Source organism: Streptomyces sp. R11 (assembly GCF_041051905.1).
Classification (GTDB): domain Bacteria; phylum Actinomycetota; class Actinomycetes; order Streptomycetales; family Streptomycetaceae; genus Streptomyces.
The window spans coordinates 8,345,492-8,367,120 of record NZ_CP163432.1; the positions used below are offsets into that span (position 1 = coordinate 8,345,492).

General features: G+C 71.6%; 18 protein-coding genes. 10 read left to right on the plus strand and 8 right to left on the minus strand.

Features of this window, described 5'->3' with window-relative positions:
* Nucleotides 1–47: 47 nt before the first annotated feature.
* The 5 genes from AB5J55_RS38635 (at nucleotide 48) to AB5J55_RS38655 (ending at nucleotide 5,635) form a co-directional block, all read left to right on the plus strand.
* Nucleotides 48–794, plus strand: a complete 747-nt coding sequence (locus tag AB5J55_RS38635) for an SOS response-associated peptidase (RefSeq protein WP_369275090.1) — start codon at nucleotides 48–50, stop codon at nucleotides 792–794.
* A 140-nt stretch (nucleotides 795–934) separates the two neighbouring features.
* Nucleotides 935–1,879: a metal ABC transporter solute-binding protein, Zn/Mn family gene (locus AB5J55_RS38640; RefSeq protein WP_369275091.1), complete on the plus strand. Its 945-nt coding sequence runs from the start codon at nucleotides 935–937 to the stop codon at nucleotides 1,877–1,879.
* A complete protein-coding gene (locus AB5J55_RS38645; protein ID WP_369275092.1) occupies nucleotides 1,876–2,715 on the plus strand; it encodes a metal ABC transporter ATP-binding protein in 840 nt (279 codons plus the stop codon). The genes AB5J55_RS38640 and AB5J55_RS38645 overlap by 4 nt, the downstream gene beginning before the upstream one ends.
* Nucleotides 2,712–3,599 carry a metal ABC transporter permease gene (locus AB5J55_RS38650; RefSeq protein ID WP_369275093.1) on the plus strand — a complete coding sequence of 296 codons (888 nt, stop codon included), beginning with the start codon at nucleotides 2,712–2,714 and terminating at the stop codon, nucleotides 3,597–3,599. Before AB5J55_RS38645 ends, AB5J55_RS38650 begins: the two co-directional genes overlap by 4 nt.
* A 41-nt stretch (nucleotides 3,600–3,640) precedes the next feature.
* Nucleotides 3,641–5,635 carry a heavy metal translocating P-type ATPase gene (locus AB5J55_RS38655; RefSeq protein WP_369275094.1) on the plus strand — a complete coding sequence of 665 codons (1,995 nt, stop codon included), beginning with the start codon at nucleotides 3,641–3,643 and terminating at the stop codon, nucleotides 5,633–5,635.
* 125 nt (nucleotides 5,636–5,760) lie between these two features.
* Here the strand turns inward: AB5J55_RS38655 and AB5J55_RS38660 are convergent, their stop codons facing one another.
* The 4 genes from AB5J55_RS38660 to AB5J55_RS38675 form a co-directional block, all read right to left on the minus strand.
* Entirely contained in the window at nucleotides 5,761–8,442 is a 2,682-nt protein-coding gene (locus tag AB5J55_RS38660) for a M4 family metallopeptidase (RefSeq protein ID WP_369276413.1), read from the minus strand.
* Nucleotides 8,443–8,775: 333 nt separating this feature from the next.
* Complete coding sequence (locus AB5J55_RS38665; protein WP_369275095.1) at nucleotides 8,776–9,849, minus strand: LacI family DNA-binding transcriptional regulator; 1,074 nt, start codon at nucleotides 9,847–9,849, stop codon at nucleotides 8,776–8,778.
* Nucleotides 9,850–9,993: 144 nt separating this feature from the next.
* Nucleotides 9,994–11,754 (minus strand): beta-galactosidase family protein, encoded by a 1,761-nt coding sequence (locus AB5J55_RS38670; protein ID WP_369275096.1) that lies wholly within the window; start codon nucleotides 11,752–11,754, stop codon nucleotides 9,994–9,996.
* 37 nt (nucleotides 11,755–11,791) lie between these two features.
* On the minus strand, nucleotides 11,792–13,042 hold the full coding sequence (locus AB5J55_RS38675; RefSeq protein ID WP_369275097.1) for a sugar MFS transporter: 1,251 nt from the start codon (nucleotides 13,040–13,042) through the stop codon (nucleotides 11,792–11,794).
* A gap of 152 nt (nucleotides 13,043–13,194) precedes the next feature.
* Here AB5J55_RS38675 and AB5J55_RS38680 point away from each other — a divergent pair, with 152 nt between their 5' ends.
* The 3 genes from AB5J55_RS38680 to AB5J55_RS38690 all read left to right on the plus strand — a co-directional run bounded on the left by AB5J55_RS38680 (nucleotide 13,195) and on the right by AB5J55_RS38690 (nucleotide 15,387).
* The gene (locus tag AB5J55_RS38680) at nucleotides 13,195–13,911 is read left to right on the plus strand and encodes a transcriptional regulator (protein WP_369275098.1); all 717 of its coding nucleotides are present in this window, start codon (nucleotides 13,195–13,197) and stop codon (nucleotides 13,909–13,911) included.
* On the plus strand, nucleotides 13,908–14,885 hold the full coding sequence (locus tag AB5J55_RS38685) for a threo-3-hydroxy-L-aspartate ammonia-lyase (RefSeq protein WP_369275099.1): 978 nt from the start codon (nucleotides 13,908–13,910) through the stop codon (nucleotides 14,883–14,885). The genes AB5J55_RS38680 and AB5J55_RS38685 overlap by 4 nt, the downstream gene beginning before the upstream one ends.
* A 142-nt stretch (nucleotides 14,886–15,027) precedes the next feature.
* Nucleotides 15,028–15,387, plus strand: coding sequence for a cupin domain-containing protein (locus tag AB5J55_RS38690; RefSeq protein ID WP_369275100.1), 360 nt, complete (start codon nucleotides 15,028–15,030; stop codon nucleotides 15,385–15,387).
* A 30-nt stretch (nucleotides 15,388–15,417) separates the two neighbouring features.
* Here AB5J55_RS38690 and AB5J55_RS38695 read toward each other — a convergent pair whose 3' ends face one another.
* Nucleotides 15,418–16,395 carry an NAD(P)-dependent alcohol dehydrogenase gene (locus AB5J55_RS38695; protein WP_369275101.1) on the minus strand — a complete coding sequence of 326 codons (978 nt, stop codon included), beginning with the start codon at nucleotides 16,393–16,395 and terminating at the stop codon, nucleotides 15,418–15,420.
* Nucleotides 16,396–16,575: 180 nt separating this feature from the next.
* Here AB5J55_RS38695 and AB5J55_RS38700 point away from each other — a divergent pair, with 180 nt between their 5' ends.
* Nucleotides 16,576–17,277 (plus strand): SDR family oxidoreductase, encoded by a 702-nt coding sequence (locus AB5J55_RS38700; protein WP_369275102.1) that lies wholly within the window; start codon nucleotides 16,576–16,578, stop codon nucleotides 17,275–17,277.
* A 12-nt stretch (nucleotides 17,278–17,289) separates the two neighbouring features.
* Here the strand turns inward: AB5J55_RS38700 and AB5J55_RS38705 are convergent, their stop codons facing one another.
* The gene (locus AB5J55_RS38705; protein ID WP_369275103.1) at nucleotides 17,290–18,648 is read right to left on the minus strand and encodes a VWA domain-containing protein; all 1,359 of its coding nucleotides are present in this window, start codon (nucleotides 18,646–18,648) and stop codon (nucleotides 17,290–17,292) included.
* Nucleotides 18,645–19,502 carry an AAA family ATPase gene (locus AB5J55_RS38710; RefSeq protein WP_369275104.1) on the minus strand — a complete coding sequence of 286 codons (858 nt, stop codon included), beginning with the start codon at nucleotides 19,500–19,502 and terminating at the stop codon, nucleotides 18,645–18,647. The genes AB5J55_RS38705 and AB5J55_RS38710 overlap by 4 nt, the downstream gene beginning before the upstream one ends.
* A gap of 156 nt (nucleotides 19,503–19,658) precedes the next feature.
* On the opposite strand from AB5J55_RS38710, the gene AB5J55_RS38715 reads away from it, so the two are divergent.
* Nucleotides 19,659–20,228, plus strand: a complete 570-nt coding sequence (locus tag AB5J55_RS38715; protein ID WP_369275105.1) for a TetR/AcrR family transcriptional regulator — start codon at nucleotides 19,659–19,661, stop codon at nucleotides 20,226–20,228.
* An 89-nt stretch (nucleotides 20,229–20,317) separates the two neighbouring features.
* Here AB5J55_RS38715 and AB5J55_RS38720 read toward each other — a convergent pair whose 3' ends face one another.
* Nucleotides 20,318–21,628 carry an FtsX-like permease family protein gene (locus tag AB5J55_RS38720; RefSeq protein WP_369275106.1) on the minus strand — a complete coding sequence of 437 codons (1,311 nt, stop codon included), beginning with the start codon at nucleotides 21,626–21,628 and terminating at the stop codon, nucleotides 20,318–20,320.
* Nucleotide 21,629: the final 1 nt, after the last annotated feature.

Sequence of the window (21,629 nt, forward strand, 5' to 3'; positions counted from 1 at the left end):
GACCAGCTCGTGAGGACCGGCAGACCGCACCGTGGCACAGTGGCCGTATGTGCGGACGCTATGCCTCCAGCCGCAGTCCCGAAGACCTCGCCCAGCTGTTCCAGGTGTCCGAGTGGCATCCGGACGAAACCCTCGCGCCCAGCTGGAACGTGGCCCCGACCGACGAGGTCTGGGCCGTCCTTGAGCGCACACCGCGCGGCGCCGACGAGGACGAGCCGGTACGGCGCCGGCTGCGGCCGCTGCGGTGGGGGCTGGTGCCCTCGTGGGCGAAGGACACCAAGATCGGCGCGAGGCTGATCAACGCGCGGGTGGAGACCGTGCACGAGAAGCCCGCCTTCCGCCGCGCGTTCGTCAAACGCCGTTGCCTGCTGCCGGCCGACGGCTTCTTCGAGTGGGACGAGGTCAAGGACAAGGCGTCGGGCAAGGTCCGCAAGCAGCCCTACTTCATCCATCCGGAGGACGGACAGGTCCTGGCCCTCGCCGGACTGTACGAGTTCTGGCGCGACCCGGAGATCAAGGATTCCGACGACCCCGCCGCCTGGCTGCTGACCTGCACCATCATCACCACCGAGGCCACCGACGCCGCCGGCCGCATCCACCCGCGCATGCCCCTCGCCCTCACCCCCGAGCACTACGACGCCTGGCTGGACCCGCACCACCAGGACACCGACGACCTCCGCGCCCTGCTCGCCCCGCCGGCGGACGGCCACCTGGACGCCCGTCCTGTCTCCCCGGCCGTCAACAGCGTCCGCAACAACGGCCCTCAACTCCTGGACGAGGTCCCCGCTCCCTGACCCCGAAGGTGAGTTCTGGGTAAGGGTTGCCCGGTCGGACGGTCGTCAGACGCTTTTGACATCCGTTTTCATCTAGCGTGGGCCCGAAGCCGGGACGGGTGGAGCTCGGCGGACCATTCGCCTTGCCCTCGGAGGGTTCCATGCCTGCGTCCTCGTACCGTCGTCTTCCGCTGGTGCCGCTGACAACCGGCGCATGCCTGATCCTCCTTGCGGGCTGCGGCAGCTCGCAGGATTCCGGAAGCGGCACCGACACCGCGCAGGGCCCCGCTGCCGCATCCGTCGTGCCTGTGGTGGCCTCGACGAACGTCTATGGGGATGTCGCCGAGCGAATAGGCGGCGGAAAGGTGCAGGTCACCTCGCTCATCAGCGACCCCGACCAGGACCCGCACTCCTACGAGGCCAACACGCAGGACCAGCTGGCGCTGTCCAAGGCGAAGGTCGTGATCGAGAACGGCGGCGGCTACGACGACTTCGTCGACCGCATGCTGAAGGCCGGCGGCTCGTCCGCCGAGGTGGTCAACGCGGTCAGTGTCTCCGGGAAGACCGCCTCGGCGGGCGGGGAGCTCAACGAGCACGTCTGGTACGACTTCCCCACGGTCGCCGGGCTGGCCGACCGTATCGCCGCCGCCCTGGCCAAGGCCGACCCGGCCGACACCGCCACCTTCACCCAGAACGCCAAGAGCTTCCAGGCGAAGCTCAAGCCGCTGGAGCAGAAGGAAGCCCGGATCAAGGCCGACCACGGCGGCGAGCGCGTGGCCATCACCGAGCCCGTGCCGCTGTACATGATCGAGGCCGCCGGGCTGGAGAACGCGACGCCCGAGGAGTTCAGCGAGGCCGTCGAAGAAGGCGGCGACGTCTCCGCGAGGACCCTGCAGGAGACGCTGGCGCTGTTCACCGGCAGGAAGGTCGAGGCGCTGGTCTGCAACGAGCAGACCTCCGGCCCGCAGACCGAGAAGGCCGAGCAGGCGGCCAGGGCCGCCGGAATCCCCGTCGTCCTCGTGACCGAGACCCTGCCCCACGGCAAGGACTACCTCGGCTGGATGACCGCCAACGTCGACGCGCTCGCGAACGCGCTGGCCAAGTGACGCGGTCCACCGCGGCCGCCGACGCCGCCCTGATCAGCCTGCACGGGGCCGCCCTATCCTACGGCGAGCGCGTGCTGTGGCAGGGCCTCGAACTCGACGTGCGGCCGGGCGAGTTCCTGGCGGTACTCGGGCCCAACGGGGCCGGCAAGACCAGCTTCGTACGGGCCCTGCTGGGCCAACGGCCCTTGTCCGCCGGCACGTTGACTGTCCTCGGCCGCCCGCCCCGCAAGGGCAGCCGCCACATCGGCTACGTACCGCAGCAGGCGACCCTGTCCGCCCACGCGATGCTGCGCGCCCGGGACCTGGTCCGCTTCGGCATCGACGGACACGGCTTGGGACCCCGGCTGCGCACGGGCGCCGTACGCCGCCGCGTGGACGAGGTCCTCGCCGCCGTCGGGGCGGCCGCATACGCCGACGTCCCCGTCGGCCTGCTCTCCGGCGGCGAACGGCAGCGCGTCCGCATCGGGCAGGCGCTGGTGACCGACCCGCGGATCCTGCTCTGCGACGAGCCGCTGCTCTCCCTCGACCTGCACCATCAACGGGCCGTCACGGAACTGGTCGACGCCCGGCGCCGCTCCCACGGCACCGCCGTGGTGTTCGTGACCCACGAGATCAACCCCGTACTGGGACTGGTGGACCGCGTGCTCTACCTCGCCCGCGGCGGGCACCGCATCGGCACCCCCGACGAGGTGCTGACCTCCGAGGTACTGTCGCAGCTGTACGGCACCCAGGTCGATGTCATCCGGATCCGGGACCGCGTCACGGTCGTCGCCGTACCCGACGAGGTCACGCAGTCGCCGCACCACCCCGAACCGGCGCGCGGAGTACGGCCATGACCATCGCCGACGGGATCTGGCAGCAGGTCTTCAACTTCGACCACTACGGCGAACTGCTCGCCCTGGTTGGCAACTCCCTCGTCGTCGGCGCCGCGCTCGGTCTGGTCGGGGGTCTGGTGGGCGTGTTCGTGATCATGCGGGACCTGCCGTTCGCGGTGCACGGGATCAGCGAGCTGTCGTTCGCCGGAGCCTCAGCCGCGCTGCTGCTGGGTGTGAACATCGTGGCCGGCTCGATCGTCGGCTCGCTCATCGCCGCCGGGGCGATAGGACTGCTCGGCTCCCGGGCCCGGGACCGCAACTCCGTGATCGGCGTCATCATGCCGTTCGGCCTCGGGCTCGGCGTGCTCTTCCTCGCCCTCTACAAGGGCCGGGCGGCGAACAAGTTCGGACTCCTCACCGGGCAGATCGTCGCCGTCGACACCCCGCAGATGTCATGGCTGCTCGGCACGTCGGCCGTGGTGCTGGTCGCCCTGGCGGTCATGTGGCGGCCGCTCGCCTTCGCCAGCGCCGACCCGGAGGTGGCCGAGGCGCGGGGGGTGCCCGTACGGGCGCTGTCGTTCGCCTTCATGATCGTGCTGGGCCTCGCGGTCGCCCTGTCCGTGCAGATCGTCGGCGCGCTGCTGGTCCTCACGCTCGTCGTCACACCGGCGGCCGCCGCTGCCCGGGTCACGGCCTCACCGGTGCTGCTGCCCCTCCTGAGCGTGGTGTTCGCGGTGGCCTCCATCGAGGGCGGAATCCTGCTGGCCCTGGGCAGCAGCATCCCCATCAGCCCGTACGTCACCACGATCTCGTTCGCGATCTACCTCGGGTGCAGGCTGCTGGGCCGCCGTCGGAAGACCATCAGAGAAGAGACGCCCCTCCGGGAAGAAGCCCGCCCGACCTGAAGACATGAAGGGGTGTTCATCTATTCCTGTATCGTGGGCGCATGACTTCGACGCTCACCCCGCCGTCGGCCCAGCGGGCCGTGTCCGCGCGTGCCGGGGCCGTGCCGCGGCGGCGTACCCGGCTCCTCGCGCTGCCGGAGGTCCGCTGGGCCGTCGCGGCCACCGCACTGTTCCTGCTCGCGCTGCCCCTGCAACTCGCCGGAGCGCCCGCCTGGGCGTGGGGCCCGCTCTATGCGCTGTCGTACGCCACGGGCGGCTGGGAGCCGGGCTGGGAGGGGCTCAAGGCACTCAAGGACAGGACGCTCGACGTCGATCTGCTGATGGTCGTCGCCGCGCTCGGCGCCGCGTCGATCGGGCAGGTGATGGACGGCGCCCTGCTGATCGTCATCTTCGCGACCTCGGGCGCCCTGGAGGCCCTCGCCACCGCCCGCACCGCCGACTCCGTGCGTGGACTGCTCGACCTGGCCCCTGCCACGGCCACCCGGACCGCCCCCGACGGCACCGAACGGACCGTCGCCGTCGAGGAGTTGACGGTGGGCGACACCGTTCTCGTACGTCCCGGCGAGCGCGTCGGAGCCGACGGCCGGGTGCTGGACGGTGCCAGTGAGGTGGACCAGGCGAGCATCACCGGCGAGCCGCTCCCCGCGCCGAAGCAGCCGGGAGACGAGGTGTTCGCGGGCACCCTCAACGGCACGGGGGCGCTGCGCGTCCGGGTCGAACGCGACGCCTCCGACTCCGTGATCGCCCGGATCGTACGGATGGTGGAGGAGGCGTCCGAGACGAAGGCGCCCACGCAGCTGTTCATCGAGAAGGTCGAACAGCGCTACTCGCTGGGCATGGTCGTCGCGACGCTCGCCGTGTTCTCAGTCCCGCTCGCGTTCGGAGAGGAGTTCTCCGAGGCACTGCTGCGGGCCATGACCTTCATGATCGTCGCCTCGCCCTGTGCGGTGGTGCTGGCCACCATGCCGCCCCTGCTGTCGGCCATCGCCAACGCCGGCCGGCACGGGGTGCTGGTGAAGTCCGCGGTGGTGATGGAACGCCTCGGCCAGGTCGACGCCGTCGCGCTCGACAAGACCGGCACGCTCACCGAGGGCACGCCGCGCGTAGTCGCCGTACGGCCCCTGCCCGGATCGGCGCTCGACGAGGACGAGTTGCTGACGCTCGCCGCGGCCGCCGAGCACCCCAGCGAACACCCGCTGGCCCGGGCCGTGGTGGACGCAGCTCGCGAGCGGCGCCTCCAACTGCCCGGCGTGCGGGACTTCATGTCCGCGCCCGGGGTCGGGGTGAAGGCCGTCGTGAACGGCCGGACCCTTGAAGTGGGCGCCCCGGCCCGCCTGCTCGACGACGCCGAGGACGCCGACGGCGCGAGCCCGGTCTGCGCGCTCGCCGAAGAACTCCAGCAGTCCGGCTGCACCGCCGTCATCGTGGTCGTCGACGGCACCCCCGCCGGGGTGCTCGGCATCGCGGACCGGCTGCGCCCCGACGCCGCCGCCACCGTCGCGTCCCTCACCGCACTCACCGGCGCCGCGCCGACCCTGCTCACCGGCGACAACCCGCGGGCCGCCGCCCACCTGGCCGCCGAGGCCGGAATCCAGGATGTGCGCGCGGGGCTGCTGCCGCAGGACAAGATGGCCGCGGTCAAGGAGATGGAGGCCGCGGGCCACAAGGTGATGGTCGTGGGGGACGGCGTCAACGACGCACCCGCCCTGGCGGCCGCCCACATCGGCGTCGCCATGGGCCGCGCGGGCTCCGACCTCGCCCTGGAGACCGCCGACGCGGTGATCGTCCGCGACGAACTGGCCGCCGTCCCCACCACCGTCGCTCTCTCCCGCCGGGCCCGGACCCTGGTCGTCCAGAACCTCGTCGTCGCCGGGGTGTTCATCGCGGGCCTCGTCACCTGGGACCTGGTCGGCACGCTCCCGCTACCGCTCGGCGTCGCGGGCCACGAGGGCTCCACGGTCCTCGTCGGCCTGAACGGACTGCGTCTGCTGCGGGACGCGGCATGGCAGCGGGCGGCGGCAGACGGGGCTGCTTGACGGAGTGCAGCTCAGGGGCCGTACGTGCCGTCGGCCCCCTGCGCGGGGCCGTTGGCCCGCCCGGTCGGTCACCGGGCGGGCCAACGGCCCCTTTCGCACTGCACCTTCCGGGCCGCTCCTTGACGTCAGTCGCAGCGGCCCGCCGGCCGAGCGCGGGTCACGACATCGGTGGTGCCGGTCGTAGAGTCCAGCCACACCAGCCGGCTGCCGCCGACCGCGGCCGCGGACGACTGCTCGCCCCGGTTGCAGGAGACGCGGCCCTTGCGGGTGGCGGGAGCATCGGGCGCGCCGGCCGCGGTGAACTGGTAGAGCTTGGGCACCGATTCGTTGCTGAGCGGGGCGTCGGCCAGGTAGCTGCCGACCGTCACCCTGTCCTCGGAGACCGTCAGGTCGTAGGCGTTCAGGGCGTTCGGCCCCGACTCCGGGCTCAGGTCCACCACGCCGGAGCCGTCGAGCGCGGCGCGGCGCAGTGCCCTCTTCCCGTCCGCGGCGTCGTCGTCGAGGAGCCAGAAGACGTGGGTGCCGTTGATGGCCGTCGGGCCGAGACTGACGCCGTCCGTGGCCGATTGGACCGCGGTGTTCTCGCCGGTCTCGACGTCGATGACCCGTGTGCTCACCGCGTACTCGGCGCGCACCCGCCGCCTCTCCTGGTAGGCGACCTTGCCGTGGCTCACGGACGGCGCCCACGCCCGGTGGTAGGTGCCCCCGCCGATCGTCTCGACGTTGGCCGGGTTCTTGATGCTCAGATAGGCCACGGCCCGGCGGCCGCCGTAGGTGACGTAGTCGAAGGCCACGAGGTCACCGTCGACGTCCACCGAGCTGCCGGGGGTCCGGCCGTGCCAGAGCTTCTTGACGGGGCCGCCCGCGAGCGGCCTGGCCAGGACGTCGACGCCGTCGGCGCCGTACGCCTGCCACACCACGGTCCTGCCGTCGGTGGCCGGATTGACGTGGTAGCGGCCGTCGTTGGGGCTCACCAGCTTGGGCGGGCCCTCGCCGTCGGCGCGCCCGGCCCACACCGAGTACGGCTCCGTGCCGTCCTCGTTGGACTTGGACGCCGCCCACGAGCCGCCGCCCCCGCCCAGGTGCGTGTTGCTGGTGTTGATCCGGTCGAGAAGGACGTCGGCGTCCATGCCGAGAGCCGACTCCCAGCCGGGCACTACACCGTGGGCGGTGAAGGCCCGCTGCAGTGTCCTGTGGCCCGCCGCCGGGATCGCGAGGTCCTGGGCTGCGGCGAGCACGGCGGCCCGGGCCTCGGTGAAGCCGTCGAGCGGCGTGAGGTACTCGGTCAGCGCCCGGTAGACGATCTTGTCCATCGTCTCGGCGCCCAGGTCCTCGCGCGCGTCCCACAGCGCGCCGCCGATGATGGTCGAGTTGAGGTGGACACCGCCGCTGTCGGTGGCGAAGCCGACGCCGAGGAACGACTTGGCCGTGGTGCGTCCGTCGCCGAGGTCGCGCAGCGCGCATTCCCGCGGGGACTTGGTCCGGCAGAGCCGTTCGCCGAGGAGGCCCGAGTCGGGGTCCGTCGCGGGGATGCCGTACACGTCCGCCTCGATGGCGTTGCCGAAGTAGTCGGCGATGGCCTCGTTCAGGGCGCCGGACTGGCCGGCGTAGACGAGGTTGGCGGAATGCTCGATCACGCCGTGCGTCATCTCGTGGCCGACGACGTCCATGGCCGCGGAGAGCGGACGGTACTCGGCGTCGCCGTTGCCGTACACCATCTTCTGCCCGTCCCAGAAGGCGTTGACGTACGGCTGCCCGAAACTGGTCACACCCACCAGGGAGTTGATGGTCATGCCCCGGCCGTCGAGGCTGTCGCGGCCGTGCTTGTCCTTGAAGTAGTCGTAGACCTGCCCGGCGGCCCAGTGGGCGTCCACCGCGCCCGAGTCGGTGGCCGCCGAGCCGAAAGCGGGGGTCGGCGAGCCGAACTCCTGGATGCCCTCGGGCCACACCCCGCCGACGTCGGTGTACCACTTGCCGCGCGCATCCCAGGTCGACAGGACGTTGCCGGAGTCGCCGGCCGGTATTCGGGAGCGGTCGCGCAGGACGTACAGGCCACGGTTGTCGTCGCGGTCGATGTCGAGGTCGACGGTGGTGCCGTCCAGCCGGACACCGGTGCCCTTCTCCGCGGCGAGCGCCAGCCGTTGGCGCCTGTCGGCCGCGGACTGCCCGGCTGTTGCGCGAGGCGAGCCGAACGTCTTGATACCGCTGTACTGAAGGACCGGATACCCGGCGCGCGCGTCGACGTAGACCTCGCGGCGCACGGGCGCACCGGTCGCCGGGTCGGTGCCGTGCACGGTGACGTGCCGGGTGAGGACGCCTGCCCCGGCCGGCAGTACGACGAGGCCACGCGCGATGCCTTCGAGCGGGCGTTCCTCCCCGGCCCTCTCGTGCGGTGGCGTCGCGGTGAAGTCCCTGCCGCCGAGCTCCGTGCGGACGGCCTCGACGGCACGCTCGACGGCGAGCGCCTCGCCGACCTCGGGCGTCGTGCCGGTGCTCAGCTCGGTGAAGTACTTGCCCGAGGTCCCCGTGACGACCCGCTCGCCGTCCTGCCTTTGCATACGGACGACGTACTGGCCGCCCAGGACGGGCACCCCGCGGTGCCGCTGCTGGAGCCGGACGGTCTCGCGGCCGTCGGCGGCGGTGGTCCCGGCGGGCACCAGATCGCGGTTCGCGTCCGGGATCCGGTACCGGCCCCGCTTGCCGTCCAGATAGGTACGGGCCGCGGCTGCGGCACTGCCGCCGGCAGGGGCCTGCTCCCGGATGCCCCATACCAGTGCCGGGGTCTGAGTCTCCTGCCCCGGGACCATCTCCGCCGGGCTCGGCGGCGGTGCCGTCGCCTCCGTCCCGGCGTCGGCAGGCGCCGCCGAGACGACGAGTGCGACGACGCTCAACAGCGCCGCCGCACCCGGTAATCCGATCGGTTGTGCCCGATGACCGCCTCGGCGGCCGCCGACTCTTCCGGTGACTCTTCTGGGGTGACGCACGGTACGCACGGTCTCCCGACCCCCCTCGCTCGCGGCGCCGGGGGCACAGTGCCGCCCGGCCAGGGGTCATCGAAGCGGCGATGTTCCGTTCGATCAACGGGGCGGGTGCGCCCACAGGTGACTTCCGGCCGCAGTCGGGGAGGGTACGGCCGCCCGTCAGCCCCCGGGCTCGGGGGCGGGGCCGCTGCTGCGGCGCACCACCAGGTCGACCGGGACGAGCGAGTCGACCGGATGCGGCTCGGCAGGGCCGTCGAGCCGGTCCAGCAGCAGGCGCAGCGAACGTGTGCCGATCTCGGCGAAGTCCGTGCGCACGGTGGTCAGCGGGGGCAGGAAGTGCGCTGCCTCGGGGATGTCGTCGTAGCCCACGACGCTGATGTCGCCGGGGACGGACCGGCCGGCCTCGTGCAGCGCGTGCAGCAGGCCGAGGGCCATCTGGTCGTTGGAGGCGAACACGGCCGTGACGTCGGTGCGCCGGGCCAGGCGACGGCCCAGCTCGTAGCCGGAGTCGGCGCTCCAGTCACCGATCAGCGGGGCCGGCACCTCCGCGCCGACCGCCTCCAGACAGGCCTGCCAGCTGCCCAGCCGCTGGTCGGCGGAGGTCCAGCCGGTCGGGCCCGCGATGTGCCACACGGTGTCGTGGCCCAGGTCCAGCAGATGTTCGGTGGCCTTGCGGGCCCCGGACCGGGAGTCGCCGGTGACCTGCTGGGTGTCGGCGTCGAGGCCGTTCTCCAGCACGACCAGCGGGGTGCCCAGGCGGGTGTCCGCGAGTGTTTTGCCCACCCACAACTGCGGGGCGATGGCGATCACCCCGTCCGCGCCCTCGGCGGACAGCCGGTTCACCGCCTCGACGACCGTGTCCGGCTCGGCCGTGTCCAGCGCGATCGAGCTCAGCAGATAACCGGCCTCCTGCGCCGCGGTGTTGATCGCGGTCAGGATCGAGGCGGGTCCGTAGCGGGCCGCGTCGAACGAGATCACGCCGACCATCCGGGTCATGCCACTGGCCAGCGACCGGGCACTGCGGCTCGGCCGGTAGCCCAGCGTCCGCATGGCTGTCAGAACCGTCTCGCGGGTCTCGGCCCGCACCGACGGATGGTCGTTGAGGACACGGGAGACGGTCTGCTTGGAGACCCCGGCCAGCCGCGCCACGTCGTCCATCACGGGACGCGAGCCCGCGAAGTTCCGTCTGCTGCGCCCTCTTGGAGCGGAGCCGTCGGCGGAGCTTCGGGTCATGAGCGCTGTTCCCTCGACATTGGTACGGCGGTGGGGTCCCGCCCCGGCAGGACCCCCAGCATAGGCAGGGCCGTGGCCGGCTCTGCCCTCCTTCAACATGGGCGACTCCCGGTCGTCGGTCTCATCTTCGGCGACTCCCGGTCATCAGCCGATCTCCGGGCCGAGGTCGGCGGTGTCGGTCAGCCGGGCGGAGGTGCCGGTGGTGGCGTGCAGCTCCAGCAGGACGAGGTCGTTGGTGCCGGGGCGCAGGATCGGTGCGGGCACGTAGAGGGTGCGCTGTGGGCCGCGGTTCCAGTAGCGGCCGAGGTGGAAGCCGTTGATCCAGGCCTGGCCCTTGGTCCAGCCGGGCAGGGCGAGGAAGGCGTCGGCCGGGGTGTCGACGTCGAACGTCCCGTGGTGGAAGGCGGGTTCGGCGGCCGTGGTCGCGTCGCAGGCCTCGAACGGCACGGTGTCCAGGCTGTCGAGGGACAGGGGATGGCAGTCCCAGCCGTGCAGGGGAGTGCCGTTGAAGGTGACGGGGCCTAGCAGGCCTTTGGGCGCTCCGATGCGGGGGCCGTAGTTGACGCCGCCCATGTTTTCGACGAGCACCTCCAGCGTGGCGCCGGAGCGCGCTCGTACGGGCAGCGTCTCGTCGTGTCGTTCGCGTTCGAGGACGCCGACGGGGGAGCCGTCCACGAAGATCTGCGCCCGGTCGCCGACACCGTCCGCGAAGTGCAGCAGCCCGCCGCCCGCCGCGTCGAGGGTCGTGCGGTAGAGGGCGTAGCCGGAGTGCAGGCCCAGGTCGTTCATCGACGCCGGGTCCTCGGCTCGGAGGGGCTTGGCGAGGGTGCCCGCGTGGGGGAGGAGCGGGGCTCGACGGGTCAACTCGACCGTGGTGTACGGGAGTTTGGGTGAAGGGGCGGGAACGGGCTCGGCCGGGACTTGTGCGTGGCGGGCGATGACCTCACGGAAGGCGTGGTACTTGGGGCCCGGGTCACCGCACTCGGTGAGCGCGGCGTCGTAGTCGTACGACGTCACGGTGGGCTCGTAGGCGTGCTTGTGGTTGGCGCCGTTGGTGAAGCCGAAGTTGGTGCCGCCGTGGAACATGTAGATGTTGACCGAGGCGCCGGCGGCCAGCAGGCGGTCCAGATCGGTGGCGGCGTCGGCGGCGTCCCGCACATGGTGGGGACCGCCCCAGTGGTCGAACCAGCCGATCCAGAACTCGGCGCACATCAGCGGGCCTTCGGGCTGGTGCCTGCGCAGCTCCGCCAGGTTCCGGTCGACCCGGCTGCCGAAGGTGGCCGTCGCGAGGAGACCGGGGAGGGCGCCCGCGGCCAGGTGCTCGGGGTCGGCCTGGTCGCAGGTGAAGAGCAGTTCCTCGACGCCCCTGGTACGGAAGGCCTGTTCGAGATGCTTGAGGTAGGCGGTGTCGTCGCCGTAGGCGCCGTACTCGTTCTCCACCTGGACGGCGATCACCGGGCCGCCCGCCTCGGCCATGTACGGCAGCAGCGGGGGCAGCAGCGCGTCGAGGTAGCGGTCCACCGCCGTGGTGAAGCGCGGGTCGCCGGTGCGCAGCCGGATGTCGGGGTCCGCGACGAGCCAGGCGGGCAGGCCGCCGTCGTCCCACTCGGCGCAGATGAACGGGCCCGGGCGCAGCAGGACGTGCAGGCCCTCGTCGTGGGCCAGTCGGAGATACCGGGGAAGGTCGAGGAGGCCGTCCAGGACCAGCGGGCCGTCGGGGTCGGGCTGGTGCAGGTTCCACGGTACGTATGTCTCCACCGTGTTGAGCCCCATCAGGCGGGCCTTGCGCAGCCGGTCGGCCCACAGGTCGGGGTGGACCCGGAAGTAGTGCATCGCGCCGGAGATGATCCGGAACGGCTCGCCGTGCAGCAGGAATCCGTCGGCGGACGTCGTCAGAGCGGACATGCGAGGAGTTCCCTTCACCAGGAAGTGCGGGGCGGATTCAGCGAGTTCGGGTGCTGTGGATCAGCCAGAGCGTGGCGGCCAGGCACAGCGCCGAGATGCCGGCCAGCAGAAGCGGGACCGTGCGGATCCCGGACCACTCGATGGCCTTGCCCAGCGCCGGTCCCGCCACCACACCGCCGACCATGGAGGCGGCGATGACCACCGCTCCCGCTCTGCGGGCCCGCGGGACGGCCCGGTTGAGCCACGGCAGCCCGGTCGGGAAGATCGGCGCGATGAACAGGCCGACGCCGGCGTACGCGTACGGCGCCAGCTCCGGAACTGTGGCGAGCAGCAGGCACACCGTCATGCCCGCGCACGAGACGGTGATGATGGCCTGCGCCGAGAAGCGCAGCGCGATCGGGGCGACCAGGAAACGGCCGACGGTCATCATCAGCCAGTACACCGACGTGGCGGTGGCGGCGGCCCCGGCGCCGTAGCCCACGGTCTCCAGGTGGGTCGGCTCCCAGCCGCCGACGCCGGCCTCGATGCCGACGTGCAGGACGTACAGGGCGACGAACACGGCGAGTACGGAGCCGAGGCTGCGAGCCTGGACCTGGCCGCCGTAGGTGTCGCTCGACCTTTCGGTGGGCCTTTCGGTGGATCTCCCGGAGGTTGTCACGGCGGACGTCTCCATCGACGTCTCCATGGCCGTCCCGGGCGACTGCGGCGCCTGGTCACGCACCCCGCGCAGGCACAGCAGAAGCGGCAGGTTGGCCAGCGCGAAGCCGAGGAAGACCACGGGGTAGTGCGCGGATCCCACCGCGCCGATCAGGGCCGGGCCGAGGATCGCGCCGATGCCGAAGTGGGCGTTGAGGATGTTCAGCATCGCGGTCGAACGGTGGCCGAAGCCGACGGCGAACAGTTGGTTGAGGCCGTAGTCGATGCCGCCGAAGCCGAGCCCCGCCAGCAGGGCCATGGCGAGCGCGGCCGGCCAGTTCGGTGCGAGTGCGAAGCCGGTCGCACCGAGGGCCATCAGCAGATACGAGGCACCCAGGATCCGCCGGTTGCCGACCCGGCCGCTGCCGTGGAGCCGGTCGAAGAGGAGCACCCCCGCCACCCCGCCGACGAAGTGCGCGCTCAGCCCGAGGCCGGCGGCCGACGGGGACAGACCGAACTCCTCGCGGAAGGCGGGAATTGCCGGGCCGTACAGGGCTTGCAGGGCGCCGATGAGGACGAAGCCGACGCAGGAGGCGACCACTGCGGCGGGGCTGAAGACACGTGGGTGCGGGGGTACCGACGTCACTGTCATGACGTGGAATGTTACCGGTAACAAATCCGGACCCGTCAAGATCCGGGGCCTCGGACTGGTGACCTGGACTCCCAGTACAGATGCTGGACGTGTAGTCTAGGAAATGGCTCGGGCGGTCAGCTGCCGGGCCACTGGCGGCAGAGGAGTGTGCGATGGCGGCCGAGCAGGCCCTCGAAGCGGAGCGAGACGCGATCGTGGCCGCGCTGAAGCCGGTCGTGGACGGGCTCGCGGCGACGTTCGGGCCGATGTGCGAGGTGGTCCTGCACGACTACCGGCGGCCGGAGAAGTCCGTGGTCGCGGTGGCCGGTTCGGTGACGGGGCGGGCCGTGGGCGGGGCGATGAGTGAGATCGGCATGCGGGTCGTCGCGCGCGGCGACGGTGCGGGCGACGAGCTCAACTACGTCACCCGCACGCGCAGCGGCAAGCTGGTCAAGGCGTCCACCATGGTGCTGCGGGACTCCACGGGAGCCGTGTTCGGCGCCCTCTGCGTCAACCTGGACGTCACCGCCGTCAACGACGCCCACGCCCTGCTGGGAGCCCTCGCCGGCATCGGCGCCACCTCGGCCGACGTACCGGTCACCACGTTCGGCAACGACATCGACTCCGTCGTCGACGCCATCCTCGACGCCCATCAGCTCCGGCAGAACGGCAGCTGGGCCGGTCTCGAACGGGCCCAGCGCCTGGAGCTGTTCCGCGGCCTGGACGAGCGGGGCGTCTTCGCCGTGCGGCGCGCGATCGAACAGGTCGCGGCGCGGCTCGGCATCTCCCGTGCGTCCGCCTACAGCTATCTGTCGCAGGCGCGCTCCGAGGCCTGGGCGGCGACGGACGAGGCCGCCACCCACACGACAACCTCTGGAGGACACGAGTGACGACCCCCACTCCACCGGTCACCCTCGACGACGTCCGCGACGCCGCCGCCCGGCTCAAGGGCGTCGCGCACCGCACCCCGGTGCTGCGCTCGCGCACGCTCGACGAACTCGTCGGCGCGGAGGTCTTCCTCAAGTGCGAGAACTTCCAGCGGGTCGGCGCCTTCAAGTTCCGCGGCGCCTACAACGCGGCCTCCCGTCTGACGCCGGAGCAGTTGGAGCGCGGTATCGCCGCATACTCCTCCGGGAACCACGCGCAGGCCGTCGCGCTCGCCGCCCGGGAACTCGGTACGACCGCGGTGATCGTCATGCCCGAGGACGCCCCGCCGTCGAAGCGTGCGGCGACCGTCGGCTACGGCGCCGAGATCGTCACCTACGACCGCTACACCGGCGACCGGGTTCAGATCGCCGAGGCCCTGGCCGCCGAGCGCGGCCTCACCGTCATCCCGCCCTACGAGCACCCGCACATCATGGCCGGTCAGGGCACCGCCGCTCTCGAACTCCTCGAAGAAGTGAGGGAGTTGGATGCACTTCTGGCGCCGGTCGGCGGTGGTGGGCTCATCGCCGGCAGCTCCACGGCGGCCAAGGGCCTGTACCCGGGCATCCGGATGATCGGCGTGGAGCCGGAGGCCGGGGACGACACCAAGCGATCCCTGGAGGCGGGGCGGCGCATCAGCATCCCGGTGCCGCACACCATCGCCGACGGCCAGGCCCTGCACACCCCCGGCGAACTCACCTTCTCCGTCAACCGGCGGCTCGTCGACGCGATCGCGCTGGTCAGTGACGACGAGATCCGGGACGCGATGCGGTTCGCCTTCGAACGCCTGAAGATCGTCGTCGAGCCCAGCGGCGCCACCCCGCTGGCGGCCCTGCTCACCGGCCGGGCAGGCACGTCGGCACGCCGGGTCGGCGTGATCATCTCCGGGGGCAACATCGATGCCGAGCGCTTTGCCGAGCTCTGTGGGACGGGGGCCTGAGCGGGAGTTCTCCCGAATGGCGGGCCCGGATGGCCGGGCGGACGATGGAGTGGTAGGGGGCCGGCCGCCGACGGCGGTGCACAGGGTTCGCCGGGGAGACCGGCCGCGGTCGCGGTGAGACGCGGCCGGAAGGGAGCCCGTCATGTTGGAAGTGAAGCCCATCGACAAGCCGGATGAGCGGCGCGATTTCCCCCGCGGTCACCTCGAAGCCGTCCACATGACGGATCTCGACTTCGCCGTGGCGACCTTCGAGCCCGGTTGGCGCTGGACGGAGTCCGTAGCCTCCATCGCGGGCACCGACACCTGCCAGATGCACCACAACTGCTACGTGGTCCAAGGCCGCATGCACATCCGCATGGATGACGGCGGCGAGAGCGAGGTCGGTCCTGGCGACGTCTTCGTCTGCTCGCCCGGACACGACGCCTGGGTCGTGGGCGACGAGCAGGTCGTGGTCTACGACTTCCAGGGACAGACGGCGAGGGAGTACGCGAAGCAGAAGTAACGCGCGGCAGCCGACTCGGTGCCCGGTACGTCAGACGGTGACGACTATCTTCGCGCGCGCGTGCTCCACCTCCACGTACCGGAGCGCCTCGGCAGCCTCGCTCAGCGGATACGTCCGCTCGACGACCGGGGCGATCCTGCCGGACTCGGCGAGTTCGCGCAGCGCCGCCAGGTTGGCCCTGCTCTGCCGGGCCGAGATCTCGAGCAACTGCTGCGGGCGCGCGAAGGGTGCCGCCAGTCGCCGCTTGAGGAAGAGCGCCATGGGGCCGACGACGCTGCCGCCCTCGTACACCCCGCCGCCGGACAGGATGAGCGTCCCGGTGGGCGTCAGTACGCGCCGGAACTCCCCGAGCGAGCGATTGCCGACGAGGTCCAGCACCACGTCATACCGCTTCCCGCCGAGAGTGAAGTCCTCCTGCGTGTAGTCGACGACCCGGTCGGCGCCGAGTGAGCGGACCAGGTCCACGTTCCTCGTGCTGCACACGGCCGTCACCTCCGCGCCGTACGCCTTGCCGAGTTGCACGGCGAACGTGCCCACCCCGCCCGACGCCCCGTTCACCAGGACCGTCTGTCCCGGTTGCACCCGGGCGACGTCGCGCAGACCGATCAGGGCGGTGTTCCCCGCCAGCGGTATCGCCGCCGCCTGCTCGAAGGTGAGGTTGGCCGGCTTCGGGCCGACCTCGCTGTCCCGCGCGCACACGTACTCCGCGAACGCGCCGTCGGCCTCCCCGTACACCTCGTCGCCCGGCTCGATCCCCGTGACCCCGGCGCCCACCGCCTCCACCGTGCCCGCGAAGTCCCTGCCCCGCACGCGCGCCTTGGGCCGCCGCAGCCCCATCATGCCCCGGCCGATCAAGGGGTCCCCGCGCATGAAGTGCCAGTCGTAGGCGTTGACCGAGGCCGCGTGCACCCGCACCAGCACCTCGTCGGTAGCCGGCACCGGCCTGTCGATGTCCCTGAACTCCAGCACGTCCGCCGAGCCGTACCGGTCCTGAATCACTGCCTTCATGGGATCCCCCTCCATCTCCGGCGAGCCTACGGACGGCCATCGGAAGCGGATATCCGGGATGAACCCTGATTTTCTCAGGGTCGCCCCCGGCCTTGCCCGGATGAAACCGATCGGTTTACGCTGGGTCCTGCAGTTGGAAACCGATCGGTTTCCATGCGTCGAGACAGCCTGGAGAGTCCCATGACCGCCATCGAAGGTTCCGTCGCCCTGGTCACTGGCGGCAGCCGTGGCATCGGCCGTGCCCTGGTCGCAGCCCTGTACGAGCGGGGCGCGAAGAAGGTGTACGCCACCGCCCGCGACCCGCGCACCGTCACCCACCCGGACGCCGTGCCGCTCGCCCTGGAGGTGACCGACCCCGCGTCCGTCGCGGCGGCGGCCGAGCAGGCGCATGACGTCACCCTGCTGATCAACAACGCGGGCGCGGCGGTGAACGCGAACTTCCTCGACTCTCCCGTCGAGGACGTCCGCCGTGAGTTCGAGACCAACTTCTACGGGCCTCTCCTGGTCACGCGGGCCTTCGTTCCCGTCCTCGAACGCAACGGCGGCGGGCACATCCTGAACGTCCACTCCGTGCTGTCGTGGATCGGTCTCGCCGGTTCCTACAGCGCGTCCAAGGCCGCCTTCTGGTCGCAGACCAACTCACTGCGCCTGGACCTGAAGCCGCGCGGCATCGAGGTCACGGGCCTGCACGTCGGATACGTCGACACTGACCTGACCGTCGGCATCGACGCGCCCAAGTCCACGGCCGAGAGTGTCGCCGCCCAGGCCCTGGACGGGATCGCGTCGGACGCCCTGGAGGTCTTGGCCGACGACATCTCACGGCAGGTCAAGGCGGGACTGGCGGCCGACCCGGCCACTCTCTACCCGCAACTCGCCGCCTGACCTGCGCCCTGATCACACCGGCAGCAGGCGCGCCACCAGCGCGCTGAGCTGCCGGGCGGTGCGGCACTCGTGCATCTCGACCAGCTCGGCGTAGGCGGGCGCGGCGGAGTCGCCCGTGCCCCAGCGGGAGCGCTGCTCCGGGTTCAGCCAGTAGACGCGACGAGCCCGTTCGGAGATCTGCCGTACGGCGGGCAGGTTCGGGTCGCTCTGGTTGGTGCGGGCGTCACCGAGGACGAACACGGTCGTGCGGTGGCCGACCGTGTCGCCGTACCGCTCCGCGAACTCGCCCAGTGCCATGCCGTAGTCGCTGCTGCCGTGATAGCCCGTGAGCGTGGCCTCCGCCTCGATGCGGGCGCTTAGCCCCTCCGGGTCGGCGGTCCCGCGCTGAAGCAGCCCGGTCACCTCGTCGATCCGGTTGACGAAGGCGAACACGCGCACCTTGCTGAACTGGTCGTGCAGCGCCTGTACCAGCAGCATCGTGAAGTCCGAGAAGCCGGACACGGAGCCCGACACATCGCACAGCAGCACCAGTTCGGGGCGGACGGGCCGGCGCCGGCGCAGCACCGGCTTCATCGGCACGCCCCCCGTCGACAGCGAACCGCGCAGGGTCCGCCGTAGATCGATGCTGCCCCGGGAGGCGCGGCGGCGGCGTGCCGCGAGCCGGGTCGCGAGCTTGCGGGCGAGCGGCTGAACCGCCCTGCGCAGCTCGGCCAGTTGAGCTTTCCCGGCGAAGAGGAAGTCGACCCGGTCGGCGGTCGGAGCCACCGCCCGCCGGGCGATCTCGTCCCGCCCGCGCCGCTCCGCGACCCGGCGCCGCGCCTCCGCGGCCACCAGTGCCCGGAACGCCTCGATGCGCTGCCGGATCTCGTCCTCCAGCAGCCGGTCCGTGAACCCCGAACTCCCGCCCTGCCCACGCACGGTGTCGCGGACACGGGCCAGCAGGGTCTGCGGGCGCAGCCGTTCCAGCGTCTGGTACGACGACCAGCCGTCCGACTCCGGCGAGGAGCCGTAGCCGCCGAAACCGTCGACCGCCTCGGCCGCCAGCCGGCCCATCATGGCCTGGTCGTTGGCGGCCAGGGCAGCCGCCAGGCGGTCGCGCAGGTCGTCCCGCCCCGCCGCCTTCTGCTCCGGCGCGCCGAGACCACGCGGAAAGTAGAGGTCGAAGACCGGGTCGAACACCGGCCGTTGCCCGTTTCCGTGCAACAGCGTCGCCGCCAGACCCTCGCGCAGCAGCTCCCGGTCCGCAAGGCCGAGGACCTCCATCGCCCGCCCCGCGTCGACCGTCTCGCCGGTGCCGATGCGGACACCGTGCGCGCGCAGCGCAGAGACGAGGGACGTCAGCCGTTCCGCGACGCCCGCAGGCGTGGTCACAGGGCGTCCAGATCGAGCTTGGCGGTCGCCTTGAGGACATCGTCCTGGTGCTTGAGGAGCACGCCGAGGCTGGCCTGCACGACCGTCTCGTCCAGGGTGTCCGCGCCCAGCGCCAGCAGGGTGCGCGCCCAGTCGATCGTCTCGGCGACCGACGGCACCTTGCGCAGGTCCATCGCCCGCAGCGCGCCCACGACCCGGACGACGGAGCGGGCCAGCGTCTCGTCGAGCCCCGGAACCTTCAGCCGTACGATCCTGCGCTCCAGCTCCTCGTCCGGGAAGCCGATGTGGAGGAAGAGGCAACGCCGGCGCAGCGCCTCGGACAGCTCACGGCTGGCGTTGGACGTGAGGACGACGAACGGGCGGCGCGTCGCGGTGATCGTGCCGAGCTCGGGAACGGTCACCTGGAAGTCGCTGAGCACCTCGAGGAGCAGGCCCTCCACCTCGACGTCGGCCTTGTCGGTCTCGTCGATCAGCAGGACCTTCGGGTCGTCGCCCCGGATGGCCGTCAGCAGTGGCCGGGTGAGGAGGAACTCCTCGCTGAAGATGTCCGTGCGTGTCTCGTCCCACGTCTCGTCGCGGCCCGCGCTGATGCGCAGCAGCTGCTTGGCGTGGTTCCACTCGTACAGCGCCCGGGACTCGTCGACGCCCTCGTAGCACTGCAGGCGCACGAGCCGCGCCCCGGCGACCTCGGCCACGGCCTTGGCGAGCTCCGTCTTGCCGACCCCGGCAGGGCCCTCCACCAGGAGCGGCTTGCCGAGGCGGTCGGCGAGGAACACGGTCGTGGCGACCGCGGGCGAGGCGAGATAGCCGGTCTCGGCCAGACGTGCGGAGACGTCGTCGACGGATGTGAACAACGGGGCCTCCGGCTGGGTGGGAGATGTCAGTCCAGACACCTATCTAAGCGCTTGTTCACCTCCGCTGTCACCTGTGATCCGATGCCTTTTCCGAAGCCTTCCTCGCTGGAGACCGATCGGTTTCCGTCCGGGCCGGGTGCGCGGTAGCCTCGCCGTATGGCCACGACAGACAAGGCGTCCACCAAGGACCGGCTCCTCGACGCGGCGTCCGAGCTCTTCTACCGCGACGGCGTCTCCATCGGCGTCGAGGCGCTGTGCCGGACCGCCGGGGTCTCCAAGCGGTCCATGTACCAGCTGTTCGCGAGCAAGGACGAGGTCCTCGCGGCGAGCCTGGCCCGACGGCTTCCGGCGTACGAGGCCCAGCTGGCGCCCGGCTCGCAGGACGCCGGTACGCCCCGGGAGCGGATCATGCACGTCTTCGAGCGGTTGGAGAAGGCGTCCACCGAGTGCGACTACCGCGGCTGCCCCTATCTCGCGGCCCTGGTCGAGCTGAAGGATCCCGAGCACCCGGCGAGCGTGGTCGCGCGCGGCGCGAAGGAGTGGATGCGGGACTTCCTGCATGCGCGTGCGCAGGAGGGCGGAGCCCGGGATCCCGAGCTGCTCGCCCGCCAGCTGATGCTGGTCTTCGACGGGGCCAGCGCCCGCGCGGGTGCGAAGGTCGAGACGCTGGACGGGCTGGCCACCGCGACCGTGGTCGCGCTGCTGGACGCGGCCGGCGTGGAGTGACGCGGCGGCCGTCGTGCGGTGACACAGGAAAAGGCGGCCACCGTGGTGACCGCCTCTCGTCATACCTGTCGTCCGGGTCGTACCCGGCGTCATGACGCCACCGCGACCGCCCCCACCGCCGGCGCGCGCAGCATCCGCCGGGCCGTGGCCAGGCTCGTGCCCAGGGTCACCGTCGCCGCGACCGCGACCACGGCGACCGCCGTGCCGTAGGCCTGGCCCGGCAGCACCCCATCGGTGCGCACCATCGTGAACGGGACGATCCCGGCCAGCGCGGCGACCATGCCGAGGAGGACCCCGGAAACGGTCAGGATCAGCGTCTCGACGCCGACCGTGCCGAGCACCTGCCCCGGGGTCGCCCCCGCCAGACGCTGCTGCCCGAACTCCCGGCCGCGGTAACTCGTCGCCGCGTACAGCGAGTTGACCAGCATCACGCAGACGAAGACGACGATGATGCCGACGACCGTGAAGTTGAGCGTCTCCAGGTTCTTGGCGTCGATCGACTTCGTCAGGCCCGAGGCCGCGACGGCGTCGCTCTCCACCGCCTGCATGGTGAGCGTGGCCGTGGCCACCGCCGTGAACAGGATCAGCGACATCAGGATCCCGGCCAGCTGACCGGCCCGCTCCCGCAGATTCCGCACGGCCAGCCAGCCGCTCGCCCCGTTCAACGGGAGCCGGTCCAGCACGCCCTCCAGAAGCTGCGGCGCCAGCAGCGCGAAGCCCACCGACAGCAGGATCGCCCCATAGGCCGGCGCCGCCATCAGCGCCGCGTCCGTCGCCGAGAACGCGAAGGTGGAGGAGGCCGCGACGGCCCCGGCGAGCAGCGCGCCGTACGCGAGGTACTTCCGTGCTCCGCCCCGCCGTTGGTGTCCGCGCGTCGCCCGCCGTACGGCGAGGAAGGCGGCGCCCGCGGATGCGAGCAGCGTGATGTCGATGCCCGACAGGAGCGCGATCGGGCCGAAGGAGTGGTCGACGGACTCGGCGACCTGGCCGCTGTTCTGGAAGATCTCCAGCAGTGCCCGGCCGCCCAGCATCGCAGGGCCGATCGCCAGCGCCGCGCCCACCAGGGCCACGACCACCGCCTCGCCGACGACCATCCGCTTGAGCTGCGCCGGAGTCGCCCCCGAGCAGCGCAACAGCTCCAACTCGGCCGTACGCTGACGGACGTTGACCGTCAGGGCGGAGGCGACGGCGAAGAAGACCAGCAGGGTGCCGTAGCCGCCGACGACGCCCGCCGCGGTGGACAGTGTCTCCGCACTGGTCGAGTCGACGCCGTCCTGCGCGGCCGTGTCGTGCATCGAGTTGAACGTCATGATGATCGCCGCGCCGAGAAACGCGGACAGCAGCGTGGCCAGGAACCGCCCGGGGCGGTGCCGTATCGACCGTATGGCCAGCATGAACATC

Bases quoted from the DNA above. Each gene is read 5' to 3' on its own strand.
- AB5J55_RS38635 (WP_369275090.1), top strand. From the start codon at position 48: ATGTGCGGACGCTATGCCTCCAGCCGCAGTCCCGAAGACCTCGCCCAG.
- AB5J55_RS38640 (WP_369275091.1), top strand. From the start codon at position 935: ATGCCTGCGTCCTCGTACCGTCGTCTTCCGCTGGTGCCGCTGACAACC.
- AB5J55_RS38650 (WP_369275093.1), top strand. From the start codon at position 2,712: ATGACCATCGCCGACGGGATCTGGCAGCAGGTCTTCAACTTCGACCAC.
- AB5J55_RS38655 (WP_369275094.1), top strand. From the start codon at position 3,641: ATGACTTCGACGCTCACCCCGCCGTCGGCCCAGCGGGCCGTGTCCGCG.
- AB5J55_RS38660 (WP_369276413.1), bottom strand. From the start codon at position 8,442: ATGGTCCCGGGGCAGGAGACTCAGACCCCGGCACTGGTATGGGGCATC.
- AB5J55_RS38665 (WP_369275095.1), bottom strand. From the start codon at position 9,849: ATGACCCGAAGCTCCGCCGACGGCTCCGCTCCAAGAGGGCGCAGCAGA.
- AB5J55_RS38670 (WP_369275096.1), bottom strand. From the start codon at position 11,754: ATGTCCGCTCTGACGACGTCCGCCGACGGATTCCTGCTGCACGGCGAG.
- AB5J55_RS38675 (WP_369275097.1), bottom strand. From the start codon at position 13,042: ATGACAGTGACGTCGGTACCCCCGCACCCACGTGTCTTCAGCCCCGCC.
- AB5J55_RS38680 (WP_369275098.1), top strand. From the start codon at position 13,195: ATGGCGGCCGAGCAGGCCCTCGAAGCGGAGCGAGACGCGATCGTGGCC.
- AB5J55_RS38690 (WP_369275100.1), top strand. From the start codon at position 15,028: ATGTTGGAAGTGAAGCCCATCGACAAGCCGGATGAGCGGCGCGATTTC.
- AB5J55_RS38695 (WP_369275101.1), bottom strand. From the start codon at position 16,395: ATGAAGGCAGTGATTCAGGACCGGTACGGCTCGGCGGACGTGCTGGAG.
- AB5J55_RS38700 (WP_369275102.1), top strand. From the start codon at position 16,576: ATGACCGCCATCGAAGGTTCCGTCGCCCTGGTCACTGGCGGCAGCCGT.
- AB5J55_RS38715 (WP_369275105.1), top strand. From the start codon at position 19,659: ATGGCCACGACAGACAAGGCGTCCACCAAGGACCGGCTCCTCGACGCG.
- AB5J55_RS38720 (WP_369275106.1), bottom strand. From the start codon at position 21,628: ATGTTCATGCTGGCCATACGGTCGATACGGCACCGCCCCGGGCGGTTC.